Origin of the sequence: Denitratisoma sp. DHT3 (assembly GCF_007833355.1) — a bacterium.
GTDB lineage: Bacteria > Pseudomonadota > Gammaproteobacteria > Burkholderiales > Rhodocyclaceae > Denitratisoma.
Window position 1 is genome coordinate 3449038 of record NZ_CP020914.1, and the last position, 18193, is coordinate 3467230.

Consider the following 18193-nt stretch of genomic DNA (forward strand, 5'->3'; position numbering starts at 1 on the left):
ATGGCGAAGGAAGACGTAATCGAGATGCAGGGGGAAGTGCTTGAAAACCTTCCCAATGCAACTTTCAGTGTGAAGTTGGAAAACGGTCATGTTGTATTGGGGCATATCTCTGGAAAGATGCGCATGCATTACATCCGAATTCTTCCCGGCGACAAGGTAACCGTTCAATTAACGCCATATGACCTGACCAAGGGTCGGATCGTATTCCGTGCCAAATAGAATTTTTTTCGGAGAGCAATCATGAAAGTTCTGGCTTCCGTCAAGCGTATCTGCCGTAACTGTAAGGTCATCCGACGCAATCGGGTGGTGAGGGTCATTTGTACCGACCCGCGCCACAAGCAGCGCCAGGGTTGATTATTCAGTGTCGATCAAGTACAATTGTCGGCTTTTCATTTTTCAGCGATAGACAGGTAAACACATGGCCCGTATCGCCGGCGTAAATATTTCGAACCATCAGCATGCTGAAATCGCGCTGACAGCGATTTACGGCATTGGCCGTTCTCGCGCTCAAAAGATTTGTGATGCGGCAGGCATTGGTCGTTCGATCAAGATTAAAGATCTCACCGATTCCGATATGGATCGTTTGCGGGAAGAAGTGGGTAAGTACACAGTCGAAGGTGATCTGCGTCGCGAGGTGACGATGAGCATCAAGCGGCTGATGGATCTCGGTTGCTATCGGGGTGTTCGTCATCGTCGTGGCCTGCCTTGTCGTGGTCAGCGTACCCGTACCAATGCGCGTACTCGCAAGGGCCCGCGGAAGTCGATCGCCGGCAAGAAATAATCGGGGTTAAATATGGCTAAAACCGCTACAAAAGTCCGCAAGAAGGTTAAGAAGAACGTTGCTGAAGGTATTGCGCACGTTCATGCGTCCTTTAATAACACCATCATCACCATTACCGATCGTCAGGGCAATGCATTGTCGTGGGCGACCTCCGGTGGGGCTGGTTTTAAAGGCTCTCGGAAGAGCACGCCGTTTGCCGCTCAAGTTGCCGCCGAATCTGCTGGGAAGGCTGCTCAAGAGTGTGGCGTGAAAAATCTTGAGGTTCGCATCAAGGGCCCCGGCCCCGGCCGGGAGTCCGCTGTGCGTGCGCTTAATGCATTGGGGATGAAAATCACCAGCATCACTGATATCACGCCGGTGCCACATAACGGTTGCCGGCCGCCGAAGCGCCGCCGCATTTAAGCGCATACGATAACAAGGAGTCCGCCAAGTGGCCCGTAATCTTGACGCCAAGTGTCGCCAATGCCGCCGTGAGGGAGAGAAGCTCTTCCTCAAGGGGGAGAAGTGTTTTACCGATAAGTGTTCTATCGAGCGCAGGTCGTATGCGCCTGGTCAGCATGGTCAAAAATCCGGCCAGCGTTTGTCTGGCTATGGACAGCAACTGCGCGAGAAACAAAAAATTCGCCGTATCTACGGCGTTCTGGAGCGCCAGTTCCGCAAGACCTTTGCTGAGGCCGAGCGTCGTAAAGGGCAGACTGGTGAGAATCTTCTCCAGCTCCTGGAAGGGCGTCTGGATGCTGTGGCATACCGTATGGGCTTTGGTGCGTCCCGTGCCGAGGCGCGTCAGGTTGTGCGCCATAACGGTGTCTTGGTCAATGGGAAACGCGTCAATATCCCTTCTTACAGCCTGCGTCCCGGTGATGTGGTGCAGTTGGCTGATCACACCAAGGGGCAGTTGAGATCCAGGGGGGCGTTGGCTGCCGCAGAGTCTCGTGGCTTCCCTGAGTGGTTGGAAGTGAATGCCAAGGAAGCCAAGGGTGTATTCAAGTCTTACCCGACGCGCGATGAATTGCCACCCTCCATCAATGAGGGCTTGGTTGTCGAACTGTATTCTCGCTAATTCATGAGCATCGCGCCTGGCAGCCATTGGGTGCCAGGCGCTTACCTATTTTAAGGAATGCAGATGCAAAGCAACGCTCTTCTTAAGCCTCGCATCATTGATGTCCAGACTCTGTCCCCGGTCCATGCCCGTGTCGTGATGGAGCCGTTTGAGCGCGGGTATGGTCACACTCTGGGGAATGCTCTGCGCCGTATTTTGTTGTCTTCGATGCCAGGTGCAGCTGCAACAGAGGTTTCCATTGATGGGGTATTGCATGAGTACTCTACCTTGGAGGGCGTGCGGGAAGACGTGGTCGATATTCTGCTCAATGTCAAAGGTGTGGTTCTCAAGCTGCATAATAGGGCTGAGGCTACACTCACTCTTTCCAAGAATGGTGAGGGTGTTGTTACCGCCGCTGATATTGAAACCGGTCACGACGTCGAGATCATTAATCCCGATCATGTGCTCGCCCATGTGGCTCCCGGTGGGCGGCTAGCGATGCAAATTAAGATTGAGACCGGGCGCGGTTATGTGCCTGCGAATGTTCGGCCCGCCGCTAAGGAAGAGGGCAAGGCGATTGGGCGTATTTTGCTGGATTCTTCCTTCAGTCCGGTTCGTCGTGTCAGTTATCAAGTGGAGTCTGCTCGCGTCGAACAGCGTACAGATTTGGACAAGCTGATTATCGACCTTGAGACCAATGGCGCAGTGGACCCGGAAGAGTCTATTCGCTATGCAGCTCGTATTCTGATGGATCAGCTATCGGTATTTGCCGATTTGGAAAATACTGCTGTGGCGGCGATCGAACAAAAGCAGATTCCGGTGGCACCCGAGTTGTTGCGCCCGGTGGATGATCTTGAGCTCACTGTTCGCTCTGCAAACTGCCTGAAGGCGGAAAATATCTATTACATTGGGGATCTGATTCAGCGCACTGAAACAGAACTCCTCAAAACTCCCAATCTTGGCCGTAAGTCTCTGAATGAGATCAAAGAGGTGCTCGCTTCACGTGGACTTACCCTTGGTATGAAGCTGGAAAACTGGCCTCCCGCAGGCTTGGAAAAACTTGGTTGAATCTCAGACTGAACGTTCTCTTATAACGATTAACCGATTGGTTGCCTTAGGCGTCAGTCGTAAAACATAGAGGAATTAACATGCGTCACGGTAATGGACTTCGTAAGCTGAATCGTACTTCGGCCCATCGTCAGGCGATGCTGCGCAATATGGCGGTCTCCCTGTTGCGTCATGAGGCGATCAAAACCACGCTGCCCAAGGCTAAGGAGTTGCGGCGAGTGGTTGAGCCCCTGATTACTCTGGGTAAAAAGCCCAGTTTGGCAAATCGCCGCCTTGCCTTCGATCGGTTGCGCGATCGAGAAATCGTGGTCAAGATTTTTGATGAACTGGGCCCACGCTTCGCTTCCCGGAATGGTGGCTATCTGCGCATTCTTAAAATGGGATTTCGTGTTGGCGACAATGCGCCGATGGCTTATGTCGAGTTGCTTGATCGCCCCGAGGCCGATGAGGCTGGGCCTACAAGCTAACTTTGCCGATGCCGCTTGGCGTTGATTTCTTGTTTCAGGAAAGCCGGCATAGTCCGGCTTTCCTGTTTTTGAGATAAATAAATTCCGGCAGCGGCATACTCGGAGTTAATGCTTGGGTTAGTCGTTGGAAAGTGTAGGTTATTTAATTTGGCGCCTTGCCCTTTTTAGAAATAAATAAAAAGAAAAAAGAGGTTTACAACGTAAAAGAGTGTCCATATAATTCGGCCTCTCTGCTGATGATTAATCGTCAGTCACGGAAAAGTTCTTTAAAAAGTTGGACAATCGATAGGTGTAGGTGCTTGCGAGGCTGAGGAGTCTTGGCGGGTGGATATCCGAGATCGAAGGGTATTCATGCGGTGCAGAGGGAGACCGAGGTACTGCGGCGGAAGCCACGCTGGATTTCAAGCGAATGAAAAAAGTAGCAAGCACTTACACGAAGAAGAAAGGTTTAACGAAAGTTGAGCCTGTGAATTTCGTTGAGTGAGTTAAAGAGATTGAACTGAAGAGTTTGATCCTGGCTCAGATTGAACGCTGGCGGAATGCTTTACACATGCAAGTCGAACGGCAGCACGGGTGCTTGCACCTGGTGGCGAGTGGCGAACGGGTGAGTAATACATCGGAACGTGCCCAGTAGAGGGGGATAACCGTCCGAAAGGATGGCTAATACCGCATACGCCCTGAGGGGGAAAGCGGGGGACCGCAAGGCCTCGCGTTATTGGAGCGGCCGATGTCGGATTAGCTAGTTGGTGGGGTAAAGGCCTACCAAGGCGACGATCCGTAGCTGGTCTGAGAGGATGATCAGCCACACTGGGACTGAGACACGGCCCAGACTCCTACGGGAGGCAGCAGTGGGGAATTTTGGACAATGGGGGCAACCCTGATCCAGCCATTCCGCGTGAGTGAAGAAGGCCTTCGGGTTGTAAAGCTCTTTCGGCAGGAACGAAAAGGTGGTCACTAATACTGGCTACTGATGACGGTACCTGAAGAAGAAGCACCGGCTAACTACGTGCCAGCAGCCGCGGTAATACGTAGGGTGCGAGCGTTAATCGGAATTACTGGGCGTAAAGCGTGCGCAGGCGGTTTTGTAAGACAGCTGTGAAATCCCCGGGCTTAACCTGGGAACTGCGGTTGTGACTGCAAGACTGGAGTGTGGCAGAGGGGGGTGGAATTCCACGTGTAGCAGTGAAATGCGTAGAGATGTGGAGGAACACCGATGGCGAAGGCAGCCCCCTGGGTTAACACTGACGCTCATGCACGAAAGCGTGGGGAGCAAACAGGATTAGATACCCTGGTAGTCCACGCCCTAAACGATGCCAACTAGGTGTTGGGGAAGGAGACTTCCTTAGTACCGTAGCTAACGCGTGAAGTTGGCCGCCTGGGGAGTACGGTCGCAAGATTAAAACTCAAAGGAATTGACGGGGACCCGCACAAGCGGTGGATGATGTGGATTAATTCGATGCAACGCGAAAAACCTTACCTACCCTTGACATGCCAGGAACTTTCCAGAGATGGATTGGTGCCCGAAAGGGAGCCTGGACACAGGTGCTGCATGGCTGTCGTCAGCTCGTGTCGTGAGATGTTGGGTTAAGTCCCGCAACGAGCGCAACCCTTGTCATTAGTTGCCATCATTTAGTTGGGCACTCTAATGAGACTGCCGGTGACAAACCGGAGGAAGGTGGGGATGACGTCAAGTCCTCATGGCCCTTATGGGTAGGGCTTCACACGTCATACAATGGTCGGTACAGAGGGTTGCCAAGCCGCGAGGTGGAGCCAATCCCAGAAAGCCGATCGTAGTCCGGATTGGAGTCTGCAACTCGACTCCATGAAGTCGGAATCGCTAGTAATCGCGGATCAGCATGTCGCGGTGAATACGTTCCCGGGTCTTGTACACACCGCCCGTCACACCATGGGAGTGGGTTTCACCAGAAGTAGGTAGTCTAACCGCAAGGAGGGCGCTTACCACGGTGGGGTTCATGACTGGGGTGAAGTCGTAACAAGGTAGCCGTATCGGAAGGTGCGGCTGGATCACCTCCTTTCTAGAGCAAAGGCTTGGCGAGCACCTACAGCCTATCGGTTGTTCAGCGGTACAGACAGTGGGTCTGTAGCTCAGCTGGTTAGAGCACCGTCTTGATAAGGCGGGGGTCGTTGGTTCGAACCCAACCAGACCCACCACCGGAAATAGAGGGGGCATAGCTCAGCTGGGAGAGCACCTGCTTTGCAAGCAGGGGGTCGTCGGTTCGATCCCGTCTGCCTCCACCATGAATTGAAGGGCTATCTGAGCGCGGCATGTGGGTCGTGGCGTGTTGAGATAGCGACTCAAAGAGTGGCGGGCCGATAGTAGAAGTGAATCGGTTGTCTGATCTTTAACAAAATGGAGAAGTAAAGTCATACGAAGATCCAGGAATGGATCGGCGTATGGGTTGTGTGATTGCATTCTCTCCATACCTGGCTTTGAACCAGCCCGGGTGTGGAAAAAACAAGCGCGAGTTGCGCCATATGATGAGGGGTCCGGGGAACCGGAGCTCAGCGTTATAGGGTCAAGCGACTAAGTGCATGTGGTGGATGCCTTGGCGATCACAGGCGATGAAGGACGTTGTAGTCTGCGAAAAGCTTCGGGGAGCTGACAAACAAGCATTGATCCGGAGATGTCCGAATGGGGAAACCCACCGCGCAAGCGGTATCCCTGACTGAATACATAGGTCAGTGGAGGCGAACCGAGCGAACTGAAACATCTAAGTAGCTCGAGGAAAAGAAATCAACCGAGATTCCCCAAGTAGTGGCGAGCGAACGGGGAGTAGCCTGTACGATTTAGCAGTTGCGTTAGTAGAACAGTCTGGAAAGGCTGGCCAGAGCGGGTGATAGCCCCGTATATGAAAACCCGATTGTGGAACTGAGCGTACGAAAAGTAGGGCGGGACACGTGAAATCCTGTCTGAAGATGGGGGGACCATCCTCCAAGGCTAAATACTCGTGATCGACCGATAGTGAACTAGTACCGTGAGGGAAAGGCGAAAAGAACCCCGGGAGGGGAGTGAAATAGATCCTGAAACCGCATGCATACAAACAGTGGGAGCCTCGAAAGGGGTGACTGCGTACCTTTTGTATAATGGGTCAGCGACTTACGTTCAGTAGCGAGCTTAACCGAATAGGGGAGGCGTAGGGAAACCGAGTCTGAATAGGGCGATTGAGTTGCTGGGCGTAGACCCGAAACCAGATGATCTATCCATGGCCAGGATGAAGGTGCCGTAACAGGTACTGGAGGTCCGAACCCACTAGTGTTGAAAAACTAGGGGATGAGCTGTGGATAGGGGTGAAAGGCTAAACAAATCTGGAAATAGCTGGTTCTCCCCGAAAACTATTTAGGTAGTGCCTCGTGTGGACACTTCCGGGGGTAGAGCACTGTAATCGTTGGGGGGGTCATTGCGATCTACCCCGCGATAGCAAACTCCGAATACCGGAAAGTGATGCACGGGAGACAGACGGTGGGTGCTAACGTCCATCGTCAAGAGGGAAACAACCCAGACCGCCAGCTAAGGTCCCCAATGATTGGCTAAGTGGAAAACGAGGTGGGAAGGCATAGACAGTCAGGAGGTTGGCTTAGAAGCAGCCACCCTTTAAAGAAAGCGTAATAGCTCACTGATCGAGTCGTCCTGCGCGGAAGATGTAACGGGGCTCAAGCCAATAACCGAAGCTGCGGATGCGTACTTTGTACGCGTGGTAGGGGAGCGTTCTGTAGGCCTGCGAAGGTGTCTCGAGAGGGATGCTGGAGGTATCAGAAGTGCGAATGCTGACATGAGTAGCGATAAAGCGTGTGAAAAGCACGCTCGCCGAAAGCCCAAGGTTTCCTGCGCAACGTTCATCGGCGCAGGGTGAGTCGGCCCCTAAGGCGAGGCCGAAAGGCGTAGTCGATGGGAAACGGGTCAATATTCCCGTACCGATCACAGATGCGATGGGGGGACGGAGAAGGTTAGCTCAGCCGGGTGTTGGATGTCCTGGTTTAAGCGTGTAGGCGTGCTGCATAGGCAAATCCGTGCGGCTTAGCCAAGGCGTGATGACGAGGTCTCATTGAGACCGAAGTGAGTGATACCCTGCTTCCAGGAAAAGCCTCTAAGCTTCAGTCTGTGATTGACCGTACCGCAAACCGACACAGGTGGGCAGGATGAAAATTCTAAGGCGCTTGAGAGAACTCAGGAGAAGGAACTCGGCAAATTGATACCGTAACTTCGGGAGAAGGTATGCCCCGGTAGCGTGTAGTGGCTTGCCCACGAAGCGCGATGGGGCCGCAGAGAATCGGTGGCTGCAACTGTTTAATAAAAACACAGCACTCTGCCAAGTCGAAAGACGACGTATAGGGTGTGACGCCTGCCCGGTGCCGGAAGGTTAAGTGATGGGGTGCAAGCTCTTGATCGAAGCCCCGGTAAACGGCGGCCGTAACTATAACGGTCCTAAGGTAGCGAAATTCCTTGTCGGGTAAGTTCCGACCTGCACGAATGGCGTAATGATGGCCACACTGTCTCCTCCTGAGACTCAGCGAAGTTGAAGTGTTTGTGAAGATGCAATCTCCCCGCGGCTAGACGGAAAGACCCCATGAACCTTTACTGTAGCTTTGCATTGGACTTTGACGGGACTTGTGTAGGATAGGTGGGAGGCTGTGAGACGTGGTCGCCAGATCACGAGGAGCCACCCTTGAAATACCACCCTGGTGTCGTTGAGGTTCTAACCTTGAACCGTGAATCCGGTTCGGGGACCGTGCATGGTAGGCAGTTTGACTGGGGCGGTCTCCTCCTAAAGGGTAACGGAGGAGTACGAAGGTCTTCTAGGTACGGTCGGACATCGTACTGATAGTGCAATGGCAAAAGAAGGCTTGACTGCGAGTCCAACAAGACGAGCAGGTGCGAAAGCAGGTCATAGTGATCCGGTGGTTCTGTATGGAAGGGCCATCGCTCAACGGATAAAAGGTACTCTGGGGATAACAGGCTGATTCCGCCCAAGAGTTCATATCGACGGCGGAGTTTGGCACCTCGATGTCGGCTCATCACATCCTGGGGCTGTAGCCGGTCCCAAGGGTATGGCTGTTCGCCATTTAAAGTGGTACGTGAGCTGGGTTTAAAACGTCGTGAGACAGTTTGGTCCCTATCTGCCGTGGGCGCTGGAAGTTTGAGAGAGCCTGCTCCTAGTACGAGAGGACCGGAGTGGACGGATCTCTGGTGTACCGGTTGTGACGCCAGTCGCATCGCCGGGTAGCTAAATCCGGAAGAGATAACCGCTGAAAGCATCTAAGCGGGAAACTCGTCTCAAGATAAGACTTCCCGGGGCCTCGAGCCCCCTGAAGGGTCGTTGAAGACCACAACGTTGATAGGCTGGGTGTGGAAGCGCAGTAATGCGTTAAGCTAACCAGTACTAATTGCCCGTGCGGCTTGACCCTATAACCCTGAGCTCATCTCTCATCGGCTGCGCTCGCCCTTGTCACAAGCAATCACCAACCCCCACCCTTTACTTCTCCTCCTCTGTGCCCGTTAAGCAAACCACCCCCGCTTAACCCCGCACAGCCAGTTTCGTCTGGTGCCCATAGCGTCTTGGAACCACCCCTTCCCTTCCCGAACAGGACCGTGAAACAGGACCGCGCCAATGATAGTGGGCCTCCGCCCGCGAAAGTAGGTCAGCGCCAGACTCCTCACCCCCCAAAAACCCCAGCCTAAAAAATAGACTGGGGTTTTTGTTTTTCAGGCATCTGAACAATCCTCAGATCTGCCATATGTGCCATGTAGCACCTGACGAAATAACTTGGGCTCAACTCGAAAAGAACGAGCGGCGGCTTAACTCAGGAGTGAATTGTGTTCAGCGAGTCTGGGATGTGGCCATTCCACAATAGCTCTTGCGAACCCAGGGCCAGCGGGCTTGAAAACGGCCAAACGGCCAATCGGCCAAGCAGGTATTCTGCTCAGCTATTTTTTTTGAAGCTGCGAAAAAAGACTAACAGCCCAAGCGCCGCCATGGCCGCGAATGCCATCAGCGAGTACTCGGCAAGGGAGAGGCCCAGCAGTTTGAACCCTGGATCGGTGCAAAGACCGGACGACAGGAACAGGGCTGGCACTTTTTCTCCCGCCCAATAGACCAGTTCTTCCCACCACGGAGAGCCGGCCGTACATCCAGCTGTATCTGGGATTCGTTGAATGTAGCTCTGGTACCCCGCGACATAGCTGCCGCCGAGCGCGACCAGCGTCAATGCGAGCGCCGCACAGCGTTGAGCAGCGGCTGATCGGGCGCCAACCCAGGCACTCAGGGCGGCCAATCCCAACATCAGGTAGAGCATGCGCTGCAAAATGCATAACGGGCACGCGGCCAAATGCAGCAGGTTGCCGGCGAGTACGCCGGCAAAAAAGAAGCCGAGCGCAAGGATGCCCAGCAGCAGAAATACTGGATGCCGGTAGGATGGGTAGGAATACGTCACGATTCAAATAGCAGTTCGCCAAAAGGGCCAGGGGGCTAAATTCCGGAAGGTAGGGAATCAGCCAGACGGTAGTGTAGAAGAGCCACGAGGATTTGTGGGCACTTCAGGTTGTCCTTGCTCATGGGTCTGCCCAAGGACCGGCCTGGCCTTAGATTGGCGAGATGGTCTGCTTTTAGCGTCGATCGGTTTCCTAATTTCTCGCTACGTGCAACCCGCATTCCCTGGACTCTGAATTCTCCCACCACCAGCGGCCGGCCCGTACATGCTCGCCGGCCTCGACGGCCCGGGTGCAGGGGGCGCATCCAATACTGGGGTAACCCTTGTCATGGAGGCGGTTGTAGGGCACGTCGTTGCTGCGGATGTAGGCCCAGATCTCCCGTTCGCTCCAGTCAGCGAGCGGGTTGAATTTCTCCAAGCCGTTGCTGGCGTCGAACTGCTGGGCCGGCAAGCCGCTGCGGGTCTCCGACTGCTCAGCGCGCAGGCCGGTGATCCAGGCTTTCTTGCCTGCCAGCGCCCGCTGCAGCGGCTCAACCTTGCGGGCGTGGCAGCAGGCCTTGCGTAGTTCGACGGACTCATAAAAGCCGTTGATGCCATGCACGCGAGTAAAGGACTCCACCAGGTCATGACGGGGATAGTAGAGGGTCAGCGTCAGGCCGTAATGGCGGCGCAGACGCTGCATCAAGTCATAGGTCTCGGTGGGCAGGCGGCCGGTGTCGAGAGAAAAAATCTCGATCTGCAGTTTTTCCTTCATGACCAGATCCGTGAGCACCATGTCCTCCACGCCCAGGCTGTTGGCCAGCGCTGCCGGCGCGAACTCGCTGGCGGTCCATCGCAACAGTTGGCGTGCCGCCTCGGTTTTGCTGTGCAGGGATGCGATCAAGGAGGGATCGTTGAGGTCAGGGGTCTGATTCGGGTTCATGATGTCAGTCTTCCTGATGCAGATGGCGGCGGCGGAACAGTGGGCGCGGCTCGCGGAAGGCGCCCTGATAGGCGATGCTGAAATCGTCCAGGCCGCTGATGGCGCGCTCCGCCGGCTGATCGGCGCGCAAGGCGAAGGTGTCGAAGCCGACCCGGTGCAGATAGTGAAGCTGGTCCCGCAGTACGTCGCCAATGGCACGCAGCTCGCCCTGATAGCCGTAGCGGGAGCGCAGCAGGGCGGCAGTGGAATAGCCGCGACCGTCACGGAACACCGGGAAATGCACGCCGACCACCGCGAAACGGGGCAGGTCGTCGGCGATTTCCGCCGGCTCATCCTCGGGCGCCAGCCAGACGCCCAATGGCCCCTGGCGTTGAGCCAATGTGTCGCGTTGAGCCTGCCAGACCGGCAGGGGGACGATCACCAGGCCGCCGGGCACGACCACCGACTCGGCACTTTCATCCTCGGCGAGAAACAAGGTGTGCCAGGTATCCTCGACAATCTGGCGGTCTTTGATCAATTTAGCCATTCACGACCTCGCGGGCATCGACCTGTGCCGGCTTCTTGGCATAGGCGCAAGTCTTGAATTCGTCGGCACCGACCCGGCGCAGGGTGTCGATGAAACGCTCGTCGGGGCGTCGTACACGCCTGTAATGATCGACAATGCGTTCCACAGCGTCGGGTACTTCCTCGGCGGAGAAGGACGGGCCGATCACTTTGCCCAATGCCGCTTCCATGCCCCAGGCGCCACCCAGGGTCACTTGGTAGAACTCCTGGCCGGCCTTGTCCACGCCCAGGATGCCGATGTGGCCCACATGATGGTGACCGCAGGCGTTCATGCAGCCGGAGATGTTGAGTTTGAGCTCGCCGATGTCCTCCTGTTCCGCCAGGCTGGCGAACCGCCGCTGGATGGCGTTGGCGACCGGCGTGGAGCGGGCGTTGGCCAGGGAGCATAGATCGCCGCCGGGGCAGGTGGTGACATCGGAGATCAGACCGACCGTGGGCGTCGCCAGGCCTTGTGCGGAGATCGACTGCCACAGCGTGTAGAGATCACTCTGGCGCACGTCGGGCAGCACCAGATTCTGCGCCTGGGTCACCCGCGCTTCTCCAAAACCGAAGCGCTCGGTCAGATCGGCGGCAAATTCCATCTGTTCACTGGTGATGTCGCCGGGGCGCAGGCCGGGTTCCTTCAGGGAGAGGGTTACGGCGGCATAGCCGGGCACCCGATGCGCATGGACGTTGTGGGCGGCCCATTGGGCGAAGGCCGGATCATTGCGCTTGCTGATCTCGAAGTGCGCATCCACCAGGCTCAGGGCTTCATAGGCAGGAGGCTGGAAGTTCCGGGAGATCCGTTCCACCTCGGCTTCCGTCAGGGTGGAGGGGCCGTCCTTGAGGTGTTCCCATTCCTCATTCACTTGGCGGGCGAATTCCTCGACGCCCAATGCCTTGACCAGGATCTTGATGCGGGCCTTGAAGGGGTTGTCGCGTCGACCGAAGCGGTTATAGACGCGCAGGATGGCCTCGGCGTAGGTCAGCAGATGCCGCCAGGGCAGGTAGCCGCAGATCACCTGGGCCAGGATCGGGGTGCGGCCCAGGCCGCCGCCCACCCAGACGCGGAAGCCGAGTTCCTCATTGCGACGCAGGAGCTGGAAGCCCAGGTCGTGGATGCGAACATTGGCGTTGTCGTCCGGACCGCCGCTGACGGCGATCTTGAATTTGCGCGGCAGGTAGGCGAATTCCGGATGGAAAGTGGACCATTGGCGCAGGATCTCGCACCAGGGGCGGGGGTCGGCCACCTCGCGGCGGGTGACGCCGGCCAGAGGGTCGGTGGTGACGTTGCGGATGCAATTGCCGCTGGTCTGGATGGCGTGCATATCCACCTCGGCCAGTTCGGCCAGGATGTCGGGCACGTCCTTCAACTGTGGCCAGTTCAGTTGCAGATTGTGGCGCGTGGTGAAGTGGCCGACACCCTTGTCGTATTTGCGGGCCACGTGGGCCAGGCCGCGCAACTGGGTGCTCGACAGAATGCCGTAGGGCACCGCCAGGCGCAGCATCGGCGCATGGCGCTGGATGTACAGGCCGTTCTGCAGCCGCAGGGGGCGGAATTCGTCCTCGCCGAGTTCGCCCGCCAGGTAACGGCGGGTCTGGTCGCGGAACTGGGCGGCCCGTTCGCGCACCAGTCGGCGGTCATAGTCGTCGTAGCGGTACATGGCGTTTCTCCTTCAGAAAGCGATCAGCTTGCCGCCCACCAGAACCAGCATGGCGGCCAACGTGGGGCGCAGCACGTGTTCAGGGATGCGGGAAGCCAGGTGGCTGCCGACATAGATGCCGGGCAGCGAACCCAGCAGCAGCGAACCGAGCAGGGGCCAATTCACGCTTCCCAGCAGCCAGTGACCGATACCGGCCACCAGGGTGAGAGGAACGGCGTGGGCCAGGTCGGAGCCGACGATGCGGATCGCCGGCAACTTGGGATAAAGAAAGAACAGGGCGGTGACGCCAAGGGCGCCGGCGCCCACTGAGGAAATGGAGACCAGAACGCCCAGGGTCGCGCCCACGGCCACCGTTTTCCAGGGCTTGTGCTCGGTATTCGGATCATGACGTCTGGCCCAGGCCAGCAGACGCTGGCGGAACACCAGGGCGGCCGCTGTCAGCACCAGGGCCACGCCCAGGGCCGTCGTCATCACTTTCGACGCGCTACCCAGCCCACCCGGCGCGAAGGCATGGGTCAGCGTCAGGGTCAGGACGGCGGCGGGTATGCTGCCCAGCGCCAAATAACGCACGATCCGCCAATCGACCGTCCCTTTGCGGCCATGGACCCAAGTGCCGCCGGATTTGGTGATGGCCGCATAAAGCAGGTCGGTGCCTACCGCCGTGGCGGGGGTGATGCCGAACAGCAGCACCAGGATCGGCGTCATCAGCGAGCCGCCGCCGACGCCCGTGACGCCTACGATGGCGCCAACGACGAAGCCCGAAAGTGTTTGAGCTAGATCAATCATGACAAGATCCAAAAAGGATGGTGCCATGGTAATGTTTTGCTTATATTTCCAGAAATACTTTATAGTTTTTTTTAAGAAACTTTTAGTTATATTTGTGGAATGAGAGCGGCAATGGTCGCAAAAATGCGGATAAGCAACCTAGGAAGACTCTCCTTCCTGCAACTGGAGTGCCCACATTCGGGCATAGGCGCCGCCGGCCGCCAATAGCTCCCGGTGGCGGCCCCGTTCCACGACCCGCCCGCCATCGAGCACCAGAATCTGGTCCGCATCCATGATCGTGGACAGGCGGTGGGCGATGATCAGGGTGGTCCGTCCCAGGGCGGCCTGAGCCAGTTCCGCCTGGATGGCTTTCTCGGTCTTGGAGTCCAGGGCCGAGGTGGCTTCATCGAATATCAGGATCGGCGGATTCTTCAGCAGTGCCCGCGCGATGGCGACCCGCTGCTTTTCCCCGCCGGAGAGCTTCAGTCCCCGCTCGCCGACCATGGTGGCATAGCCGTCCGGCAAGCGCTCGATGAACTCGTGCAAGTGGGCGGCGCGGGCGGCGGCGACGACCTCATCGCGGCTGGCCTGAGGCCTGCCGTATTGGATGTTGTAGAGAATGCTGTCGTTGAACAGCACCGTGTCCTGCGGCACGATGCCGATCGCCGCGCGCAGGCTGGCCTGGGTCAGTTGGCGGATGTCCGCGCCATTGATGCGGATCGATCCCCCGCCCACGTCGTAGAAGCGGAACAGCAACCGCGCCAGGGTGCTCTTGCCCGAGCCGCTGTGGCCCACCACGGCCAGCGACTGACCGGCCGGAATCTCGAAGCTGACGCCGTGCAGGATGGGCCGCCGCGGCTCATAGGCGAAGTCCACCGCATCGAAGCGCACCGTGCAGGCACCGTGGGTCAGCGGCGCCGCATTTGCCGCGTCCTGCACCTCCCGGTGCTCCCGCAGCAGGCCGAACATGCGCTCGATGTCGGTCAGGGACTGGCGCACTTCCCGGTACAGAATGCCGAGGAAATTCAAAGGCGCGTAGAGCTGGATCAGGAAGGCATTCACCAGCACGATGTCGCCCAGGGTCATGGTACCCTGCGCCACCCCGCTGGCGGCCCGCCACATCATCAGGGTGACGCCGCTGGCGATGATCGCGGCTTGGCCCAGGTTCAGGTAGGCCAGGGAGACCTGGCTCTTCACCTGGGCGCGCTCCCACTTGTGCAGTTGAAGATCGTAGCGTTCGCGCTCCCAGCCTTCGTTGTTGAAATACTTCACCGTCTCGTAGTTCAGCAGACTGTCGACGGCGCGGGTATTGGCCGCCGAGTCCAGTTCGTTGACCTCGCGCCGCAGATGGGTGCGCCAGTTGGTCACCAGGATGGTGAATCCCACGTAGGAAGCCAGCGTGCCGCCCGTGATCAGGGCGAAGGCCGGCTCGTAGCGGTTGATCAGTATCCCCATCACGATGCCGACCTCGATGATCGTGGGCAGGATCGAATACAGCGAATAGCTGATCAGGCTGCCGATGGCCCGGGTGCCGCGTTCGATGTCGCGGGAAAGGCCGCCGGTCTGGCGCTCCAGGTGAAAGCGCAGTGACAGTGCGTGGAGGTGCTCGAAGACCTGGAGCGCGATCGCGCGCACCGCCCGTTGGGTCACCCGGGCGAAAAAAATCTCCCTCAGTTCGGTGAAGGCCGCGGCGGCGAAACGCAAGGCGCCATAGGCGCCGAGCAGCCCCAGCGGCACCGCCACCACGGCCTGTTCCCGCGGCAGGGCCAACTGGTCGATCAACTGCTTGAAGATCAGGGGCACCGTCACATTGGCGACCTTGGCCGCGACCAGGCAGACGATGGCCAGCAAGACGCGCCATTTCCACGCCAGCAGGTAGGGCAGCAGCGTCCTGACGGTCTGCCAGATGTGTCTTTCCTTCAGGAGCGGGGCGGGGAGGGGAAGGGCGTTGGCGCGATGTCTCATGAGCCCGATTCTACCGGCCGCCGGCCCGGCTTCGAATGAACCGCACCCTGTATCATTGATACGGTATCCACAATAACAAGGGAAACCCTCATGGCGACCGAACTCGAACTTCCCCAACGCCAGCCCACCCTCCGGGTCATGCCCCAGGTCAAGGACACCAACCCCAATGGCGACATTTTCGGCGGCTGGGTCATGTCCCAGGTGGACCTCGCCGCGGGCGCCTGCGCCGCCCGCGTGGCCCGGGGGCGGGCGGTCACGGTGGCCGTCAACTCCTTCCAGTTCAAGCAACCCATCGCCGTGGGCGACGTGGTCAGTTTTTATGCTGAGGTGGTCAAGACCGGCCGTACCTCGGTGACCGTCGATGTCCAGGTCTTCGCCGAACGTTTCCACGGCGGGCAGGGCCGCTGCGCCGTGGTCAAGGTGACCGAGGCGGTGCTGACCTTCGTCGCGATCGGCGAAGACGGGGAAAAGCGGGAACTTCCGCCCGCGGCCCAAGGAATACAGGAAAACACGGATTGACGCTTTGCCAATGACCCATCTCGATCTTCCCCCTCTGCGCCGCGCCGCCGGCGTGGTTCGTCTGCCCGGCTCGAAAAGCATTTCCAACCGCACGCTGCTGCTCGCCGCCCTGGCCGAGGGCGACACCGACATCCATGACCTGCTGGACTCCGACGACACCCGGGTGATGCTGGCCGGTCTGCGGCAACTCGGCATCGGCATCCAGCACATCGGCGCCGACAGCTATCGGATCGGCGGCGCGGGCGGCGCTTTCCCCGTCAAGGAGGCTGCGCTGTTTCTCGGCAATGCCGGTACGGCGTTCCGCCCGCTGACCGCGGCGCTGGCCCTGTCCGGCGGGCATTATCGATTGTCGGGCGTGCCGCGCATGCACGAGCGGCCGATCGGCGATCTGGTGGATGGCTTGCGCCAGATCGGCGCCGTGGTGGATTACCTGGAGCACGAAGGCTATCCGCCGCTCGCGCTGAAACCCGCGGCGGTCCGCCTGTCGGCGCCGATCCGGGTGCGCGGCGACGTCTCGTCCCAATTCCTCACCGCGCTGCTGATGGCGCTGCCCCTGACCGGCGAGCGGGCCGTGATCGAGATGACCACGGAACTGATCTCCAAGCCCTATATCGAGATCACCCTGAACCTGATGGCCCGTTTCGGTGTGAACGTGGAACGGCAGGGCTGGGAGCGTTTCGTCATTCCCGCCGGCCAACGTTATCGCAGCCCCGGTGCGATCCACGTCGAAGGCGACGCCTCCTCGGCCTCCTACTTCCTCGCCGCCGGCGCCATCGGCGGCGGACCGGTGCGGGTGGAGGGCGTCGGCCGCGACAGCATCCAGGGCGACGTGGCCTTCGCCGCGGCCCTGGAGGCCATGGGGGCGCGCATCGAGATGGGCGCCAACTGGATCGAAGCCAGCGCACCGACCGGCGGCCGGCTGCGCGCCTTCGACCTGGATCTGAACCATATTCCCGACGCGGCGATGACCCTGGCGGTGGCGGCGCTGTTCGCCGACGGCCCCTGCACCCTGCGCAACATCGCCTCCTGGCGGGTCAAGGAAACCGACCGCATCGCCGCGATGGCAACCGAGTTGCGCAAGGTCGGCGCCACGGTGGATGAAGGCGTCGACTTCATCCGGGTCGGCCCGCCGGCGTCCCTGACACCTGGCGCCGCGATCGCCACCTACGACGACCACCGCATGGCCATGTGCCTGTCGCTGGCGGCGCTCGGCGGCGTGCCGGTGCGCATCCTCGATCCCGGCTGCGTGGCCAAGACCTTCCCCGACTACTTCGAGCGCTATGCCGAGGTGACCGCGCCGGTGATCGCCATCGACGGCCCGTCCGCCTCCGGCAAGGGCACGGTGGCGGCGCGGGTGGCGGCAACGCTCGGCTACCACATGCTCGACAGCGGCGCGCTCTATCGCCTCACCGCGCTGGCGGCCCGCAAGGCCGGTGTGGCCTGGGACGACGAAGCCGGCGTGGCCGCGCTGGCCGCCACCCTGGCGGCCGAATTCGAGGGGGAGCGCATCCTGCTGGCGGGCGAGGAGGCGACCGAGGCCATCCGCAGCGAGGAGATGGGCGTCGGCGCTTCCAAGGTGGCCGCCCTGCCGGCGGTGCGGGCCGCGCTGCTGGACCGCCAGCGGGCCTACCGGCGCTGGCCGGGATTGGTGGCCGACGGGCGCGACATGGGCTCGGTGGTATTTCCCTGGGCCGAGTGCAAGGTGTTCCTCACCGCATCGGCTCCGGCGCGCGCCGAAAGACGCTATAAACAGTTGATCGCAAAGGGGATGCCTGCTAACATTGACCTTCTTCTGCAGGATTTGCGCGAGCGCGATGCGCGAGACAGCGCCCGTAGCGTCGCTCCCTTGCAGAAGTGCGCGGAGGCGGAGTTGCTCGATACCTCGGATCTTTCCATCGAGCAGGCCGTGGCGGCGGTGCTGGGCTGGGCCCGGGACCGCATCCACTAGCCGCCGCGTCAGGGTGTCCGGCGGGTGCCAGCCTGCCGGACGTATTGCAACTTCCCCGCCGTCTC

General features: G+C 59.0%; 15 protein-coding genes, 2 tRNA genes and 3 rRNA genes. 14 read left to right on the top strand and 6 right to left on the bottom strand.

Annotated features, from left to right (window positions below):
- The 12 genes from infA (at position 1) to rrf (ending at position 9025) form a co-directional block, all read left to right on the top strand.
- On the top strand, positions 1-219 hold the full coding sequence (gene infA / locus B9N43_RS15980) for a translation initiation factor IF-1 (protein ID WP_145843194.1): 219 nt from the start codon (positions 1-3) through the stop codon (positions 217-219).
- A 21-nt stretch (positions 220-240) separates the two neighbouring features.
- Positions 241-354: a 50S ribosomal protein L36 gene (gene rpmJ / locus B9N43_RS15985; RefSeq protein WP_145843195.1), complete on the top strand. Its 114-nt coding sequence runs from the start codon at positions 241-243 to the stop codon at positions 352-354.
- 64 nt (positions 355-418) lie between these two features.
- Positions 419-781 carry a 30S ribosomal protein S13 gene (gene rpsM / locus B9N43_RS15990; RefSeq protein WP_145843196.1) on the top strand — a complete coding sequence of 121 codons (363 nt, stop codon included), beginning with the start codon at positions 419-421 and terminating at the stop codon, positions 779-781.
- Between the two features lie 12 nt (positions 782-793).
- Complete coding sequence (gene rpsK, locus B9N43_RS15995; RefSeq protein ID WP_145843197.1) at positions 794-1183, top strand: 30S ribosomal protein S11; 390 nt, start codon at positions 794-796, stop codon at positions 1181-1183.
- Positions 1184-1211: 28 nt separating this feature from the next.
- On the top strand, positions 1212-1841 hold the full coding sequence (rpsD, locus tag B9N43_RS16000) for a 30S ribosomal protein S4 (RefSeq protein ID WP_145843199.1): 630 nt from the start codon (positions 1212-1214) through the stop codon (positions 1839-1841).
- Positions 1842-1898: 57 nt separating this feature from the next.
- The gene (locus B9N43_RS16005; protein ID WP_409994721.1) at positions 1899-2888 is read left to right on the top strand and encodes a DNA-directed RNA polymerase subunit alpha; all 990 of its coding nucleotides are present in this window, start codon (positions 1899-1901) and stop codon (positions 2886-2888) included.
- 80 nt (positions 2889-2968) lie between these two features.
- A complete protein-coding gene (gene rplQ, locus B9N43_RS16010; protein ID WP_145843201.1) occupies positions 2969-3355 on the top strand; it encodes a 50S ribosomal protein L17 in 387 nt (128 codons plus the stop codon).
- Positions 3356-3851: 496 nt separating this feature from the next.
- Positions 3852-5391: ribosomal RNA gene (locus B9N43_RS16015) — 16S ribosomal RNA — on the top strand.
- Between the two features lie 59 nt (positions 5392-5450).
- A tRNA-Ile gene (locus B9N43_RS16020) sits at positions 5451-5527 on the top strand.
- A gap of 11 nt (positions 5528-5538) precedes the next feature.
- Positions 5539-5614, top strand: a tRNA-Ala gene (locus B9N43_RS16025).
- Positions 5615-5890: 276 nt separating this feature from the next.
- Positions 5891-8779, top strand: a 23S ribosomal RNA gene (locus B9N43_RS16030).
- 133 nt (positions 8780-8912) lie between these two features.
- Positions 8913-9025, top strand: a 5S ribosomal RNA gene (gene rrf, locus B9N43_RS16035).
- The 16S, 23S and 5S rRNA genes sit together here with 2 tRNA genes alongside, the layout of an rRNA operon.
- A gap of 270 nt (positions 9026-9295) precedes the next feature.
- On the opposite strand, the gene B9N43_RS16040 is transcribed toward rrf, so the two are convergent.
- The 6 genes from B9N43_RS16040 to B9N43_RS16065 form a co-directional block, all read right to left on the bottom strand.
- Complete coding sequence (locus tag B9N43_RS16040; RefSeq protein WP_186453868.1) at positions 9296-9805, bottom strand: disulfide bond formation protein B; 510 nt, start codon at positions 9803-9805, stop codon at positions 9296-9298.
- Positions 9806-9995: 190 nt separating this feature from the next.
- Positions 9996-10724: a phosphoadenylyl-sulfate reductase gene (locus tag B9N43_RS16045; RefSeq protein WP_145843203.1), complete on the bottom strand. Its 729-nt coding sequence runs from the start codon at positions 10722-10724 to the stop codon at positions 9996-9998.
- A gap of 4 nt (positions 10725-10728) precedes the next feature.
- Positions 10729-11250 carry a DUF934 domain-containing protein gene (locus tag B9N43_RS16050; protein ID WP_145843204.1) on the bottom strand — a complete coding sequence of 174 codons (522 nt, stop codon included), beginning with the start codon at positions 11248-11250 and terminating at the stop codon, positions 10729-10731.
- Positions 11243-12931, bottom strand: coding sequence for a nitrite/sulfite reductase (locus B9N43_RS16055; protein WP_145843205.1), 1689 nt, complete (start codon positions 12929-12931; stop codon positions 11243-11245). The genes B9N43_RS16050 and B9N43_RS16055 overlap by 8 nt, the downstream gene beginning before the upstream one ends.
- 12 nt (positions 12932-12943) lie before the next feature.
- The gene (locus B9N43_RS16060; RefSeq protein WP_145843620.1) at positions 12944-13714 is read right to left on the bottom strand and encodes a sulfite exporter TauE/SafE family protein; all 771 of its coding nucleotides are present in this window, start codon (positions 13712-13714) and stop codon (positions 12944-12946) included.
- 141 nt (positions 13715-13855) lie between these two features.
- Positions 13856-15661: an ABCB family ABC transporter ATP-binding protein/permease gene (locus B9N43_RS16065; protein WP_145843206.1), complete on the bottom strand. Its 1806-nt coding sequence runs from the start codon at positions 15659-15661 to the stop codon at positions 13856-13858.
- Positions 15662-15751: 90 nt separating this feature from the next.
- Here B9N43_RS16065 and B9N43_RS16070 point away from each other — a divergent pair, with 90 nt between their 5' ends.
- Positions 15752-16180: an acyl-CoA thioesterase gene (locus B9N43_RS16070; protein WP_145843207.1), complete on the top strand. Its 429-nt coding sequence runs from the start codon at positions 15752-15754 to the stop codon at positions 16178-16180.
- 10 nt (positions 16181-16190) lie between these two features.
- A complete protein-coding gene (locus B9N43_RS16075; protein ID WP_145843209.1) occupies positions 16191-18128 on the top strand; it encodes a bifunctional 3-phosphoshikimate 1-carboxyvinyltransferase/cytidylate kinase in 1938 nt (645 codons plus the stop codon).
- Positions 18129-18193 lie beyond the last annotated feature (65 nt).

Coding starts and splice junctions, on each gene's coding strand:
- B9N43_RS16055 (WP_145843205.1), bottom strand. CDS start 12,931: ATGTACCGCTACGACGACTATGACCGCCGACTGGTGCGCGAACGGGCC.
- rpsM (WP_145843196.1), top strand. CDS start 419: ATGGCCCGTATCGCCGGCGTAAATATTTCGAACCATCAGCATGCTGAA.
- rpsK (WP_145843197.1), top strand. CDS start 794: ATGGCTAAAACCGCTACAAAAGTCCGCAAGAAGGTTAAGAAGAACGTT.
- B9N43_RS16065 (WP_145843206.1), bottom strand. CDS start 15,661: ATGAGACATCGCGCCAACGCCCTTCCCCTCCCCGCCCCGCTCCTGAAG.
- rpmJ (WP_145843195.1), top strand. CDS start 241: ATGAAAGTTCTGGCTTCCGTCAAGCGTATCTGCCGTAACTGTAAGGTC.
- B9N43_RS16075 (WP_145843209.1), top strand. CDS start 16,191: ATGACCCATCTCGATCTTCCCCCTCTGCGCCGCGCCGCCGGCGTGGTT.
- B9N43_RS16045 (WP_145843203.1), bottom strand. CDS start 10,724: ATGAACCCGAATCAGACCCCTGACCTCAACGATCCCTCCTTGATCGCA.
- B9N43_RS16050 (WP_145843204.1), bottom strand. CDS start 11,250: ATGGCTAAATTGATCAAAGACCGCCAGATTGTCGAGGATACCTGGCAC.
- B9N43_RS16005 (WP_409994721.1), top strand. CDS start 1,899: ATGCAGATGCAAAGCAACGCTCTTCTTAAGCCTCGCATCATTGATGTC.
- rplQ (WP_145843201.1), top strand. CDS start 2,969: ATGCGTCACGGTAATGGACTTCGTAAGCTGAATCGTACTTCGGCCCAT.
- infA (WP_145843194.1), top strand. CDS start 1: ATGGCGAAGGAAGACGTAATCGAGATGCAGGGGGAAGTGCTTGAAAAC.
- B9N43_RS16070 (WP_145843207.1), top strand. CDS start 15,752: ATGGCGACCGAACTCGAACTTCCCCAACGCCAGCCCACCCTCCGGGTC.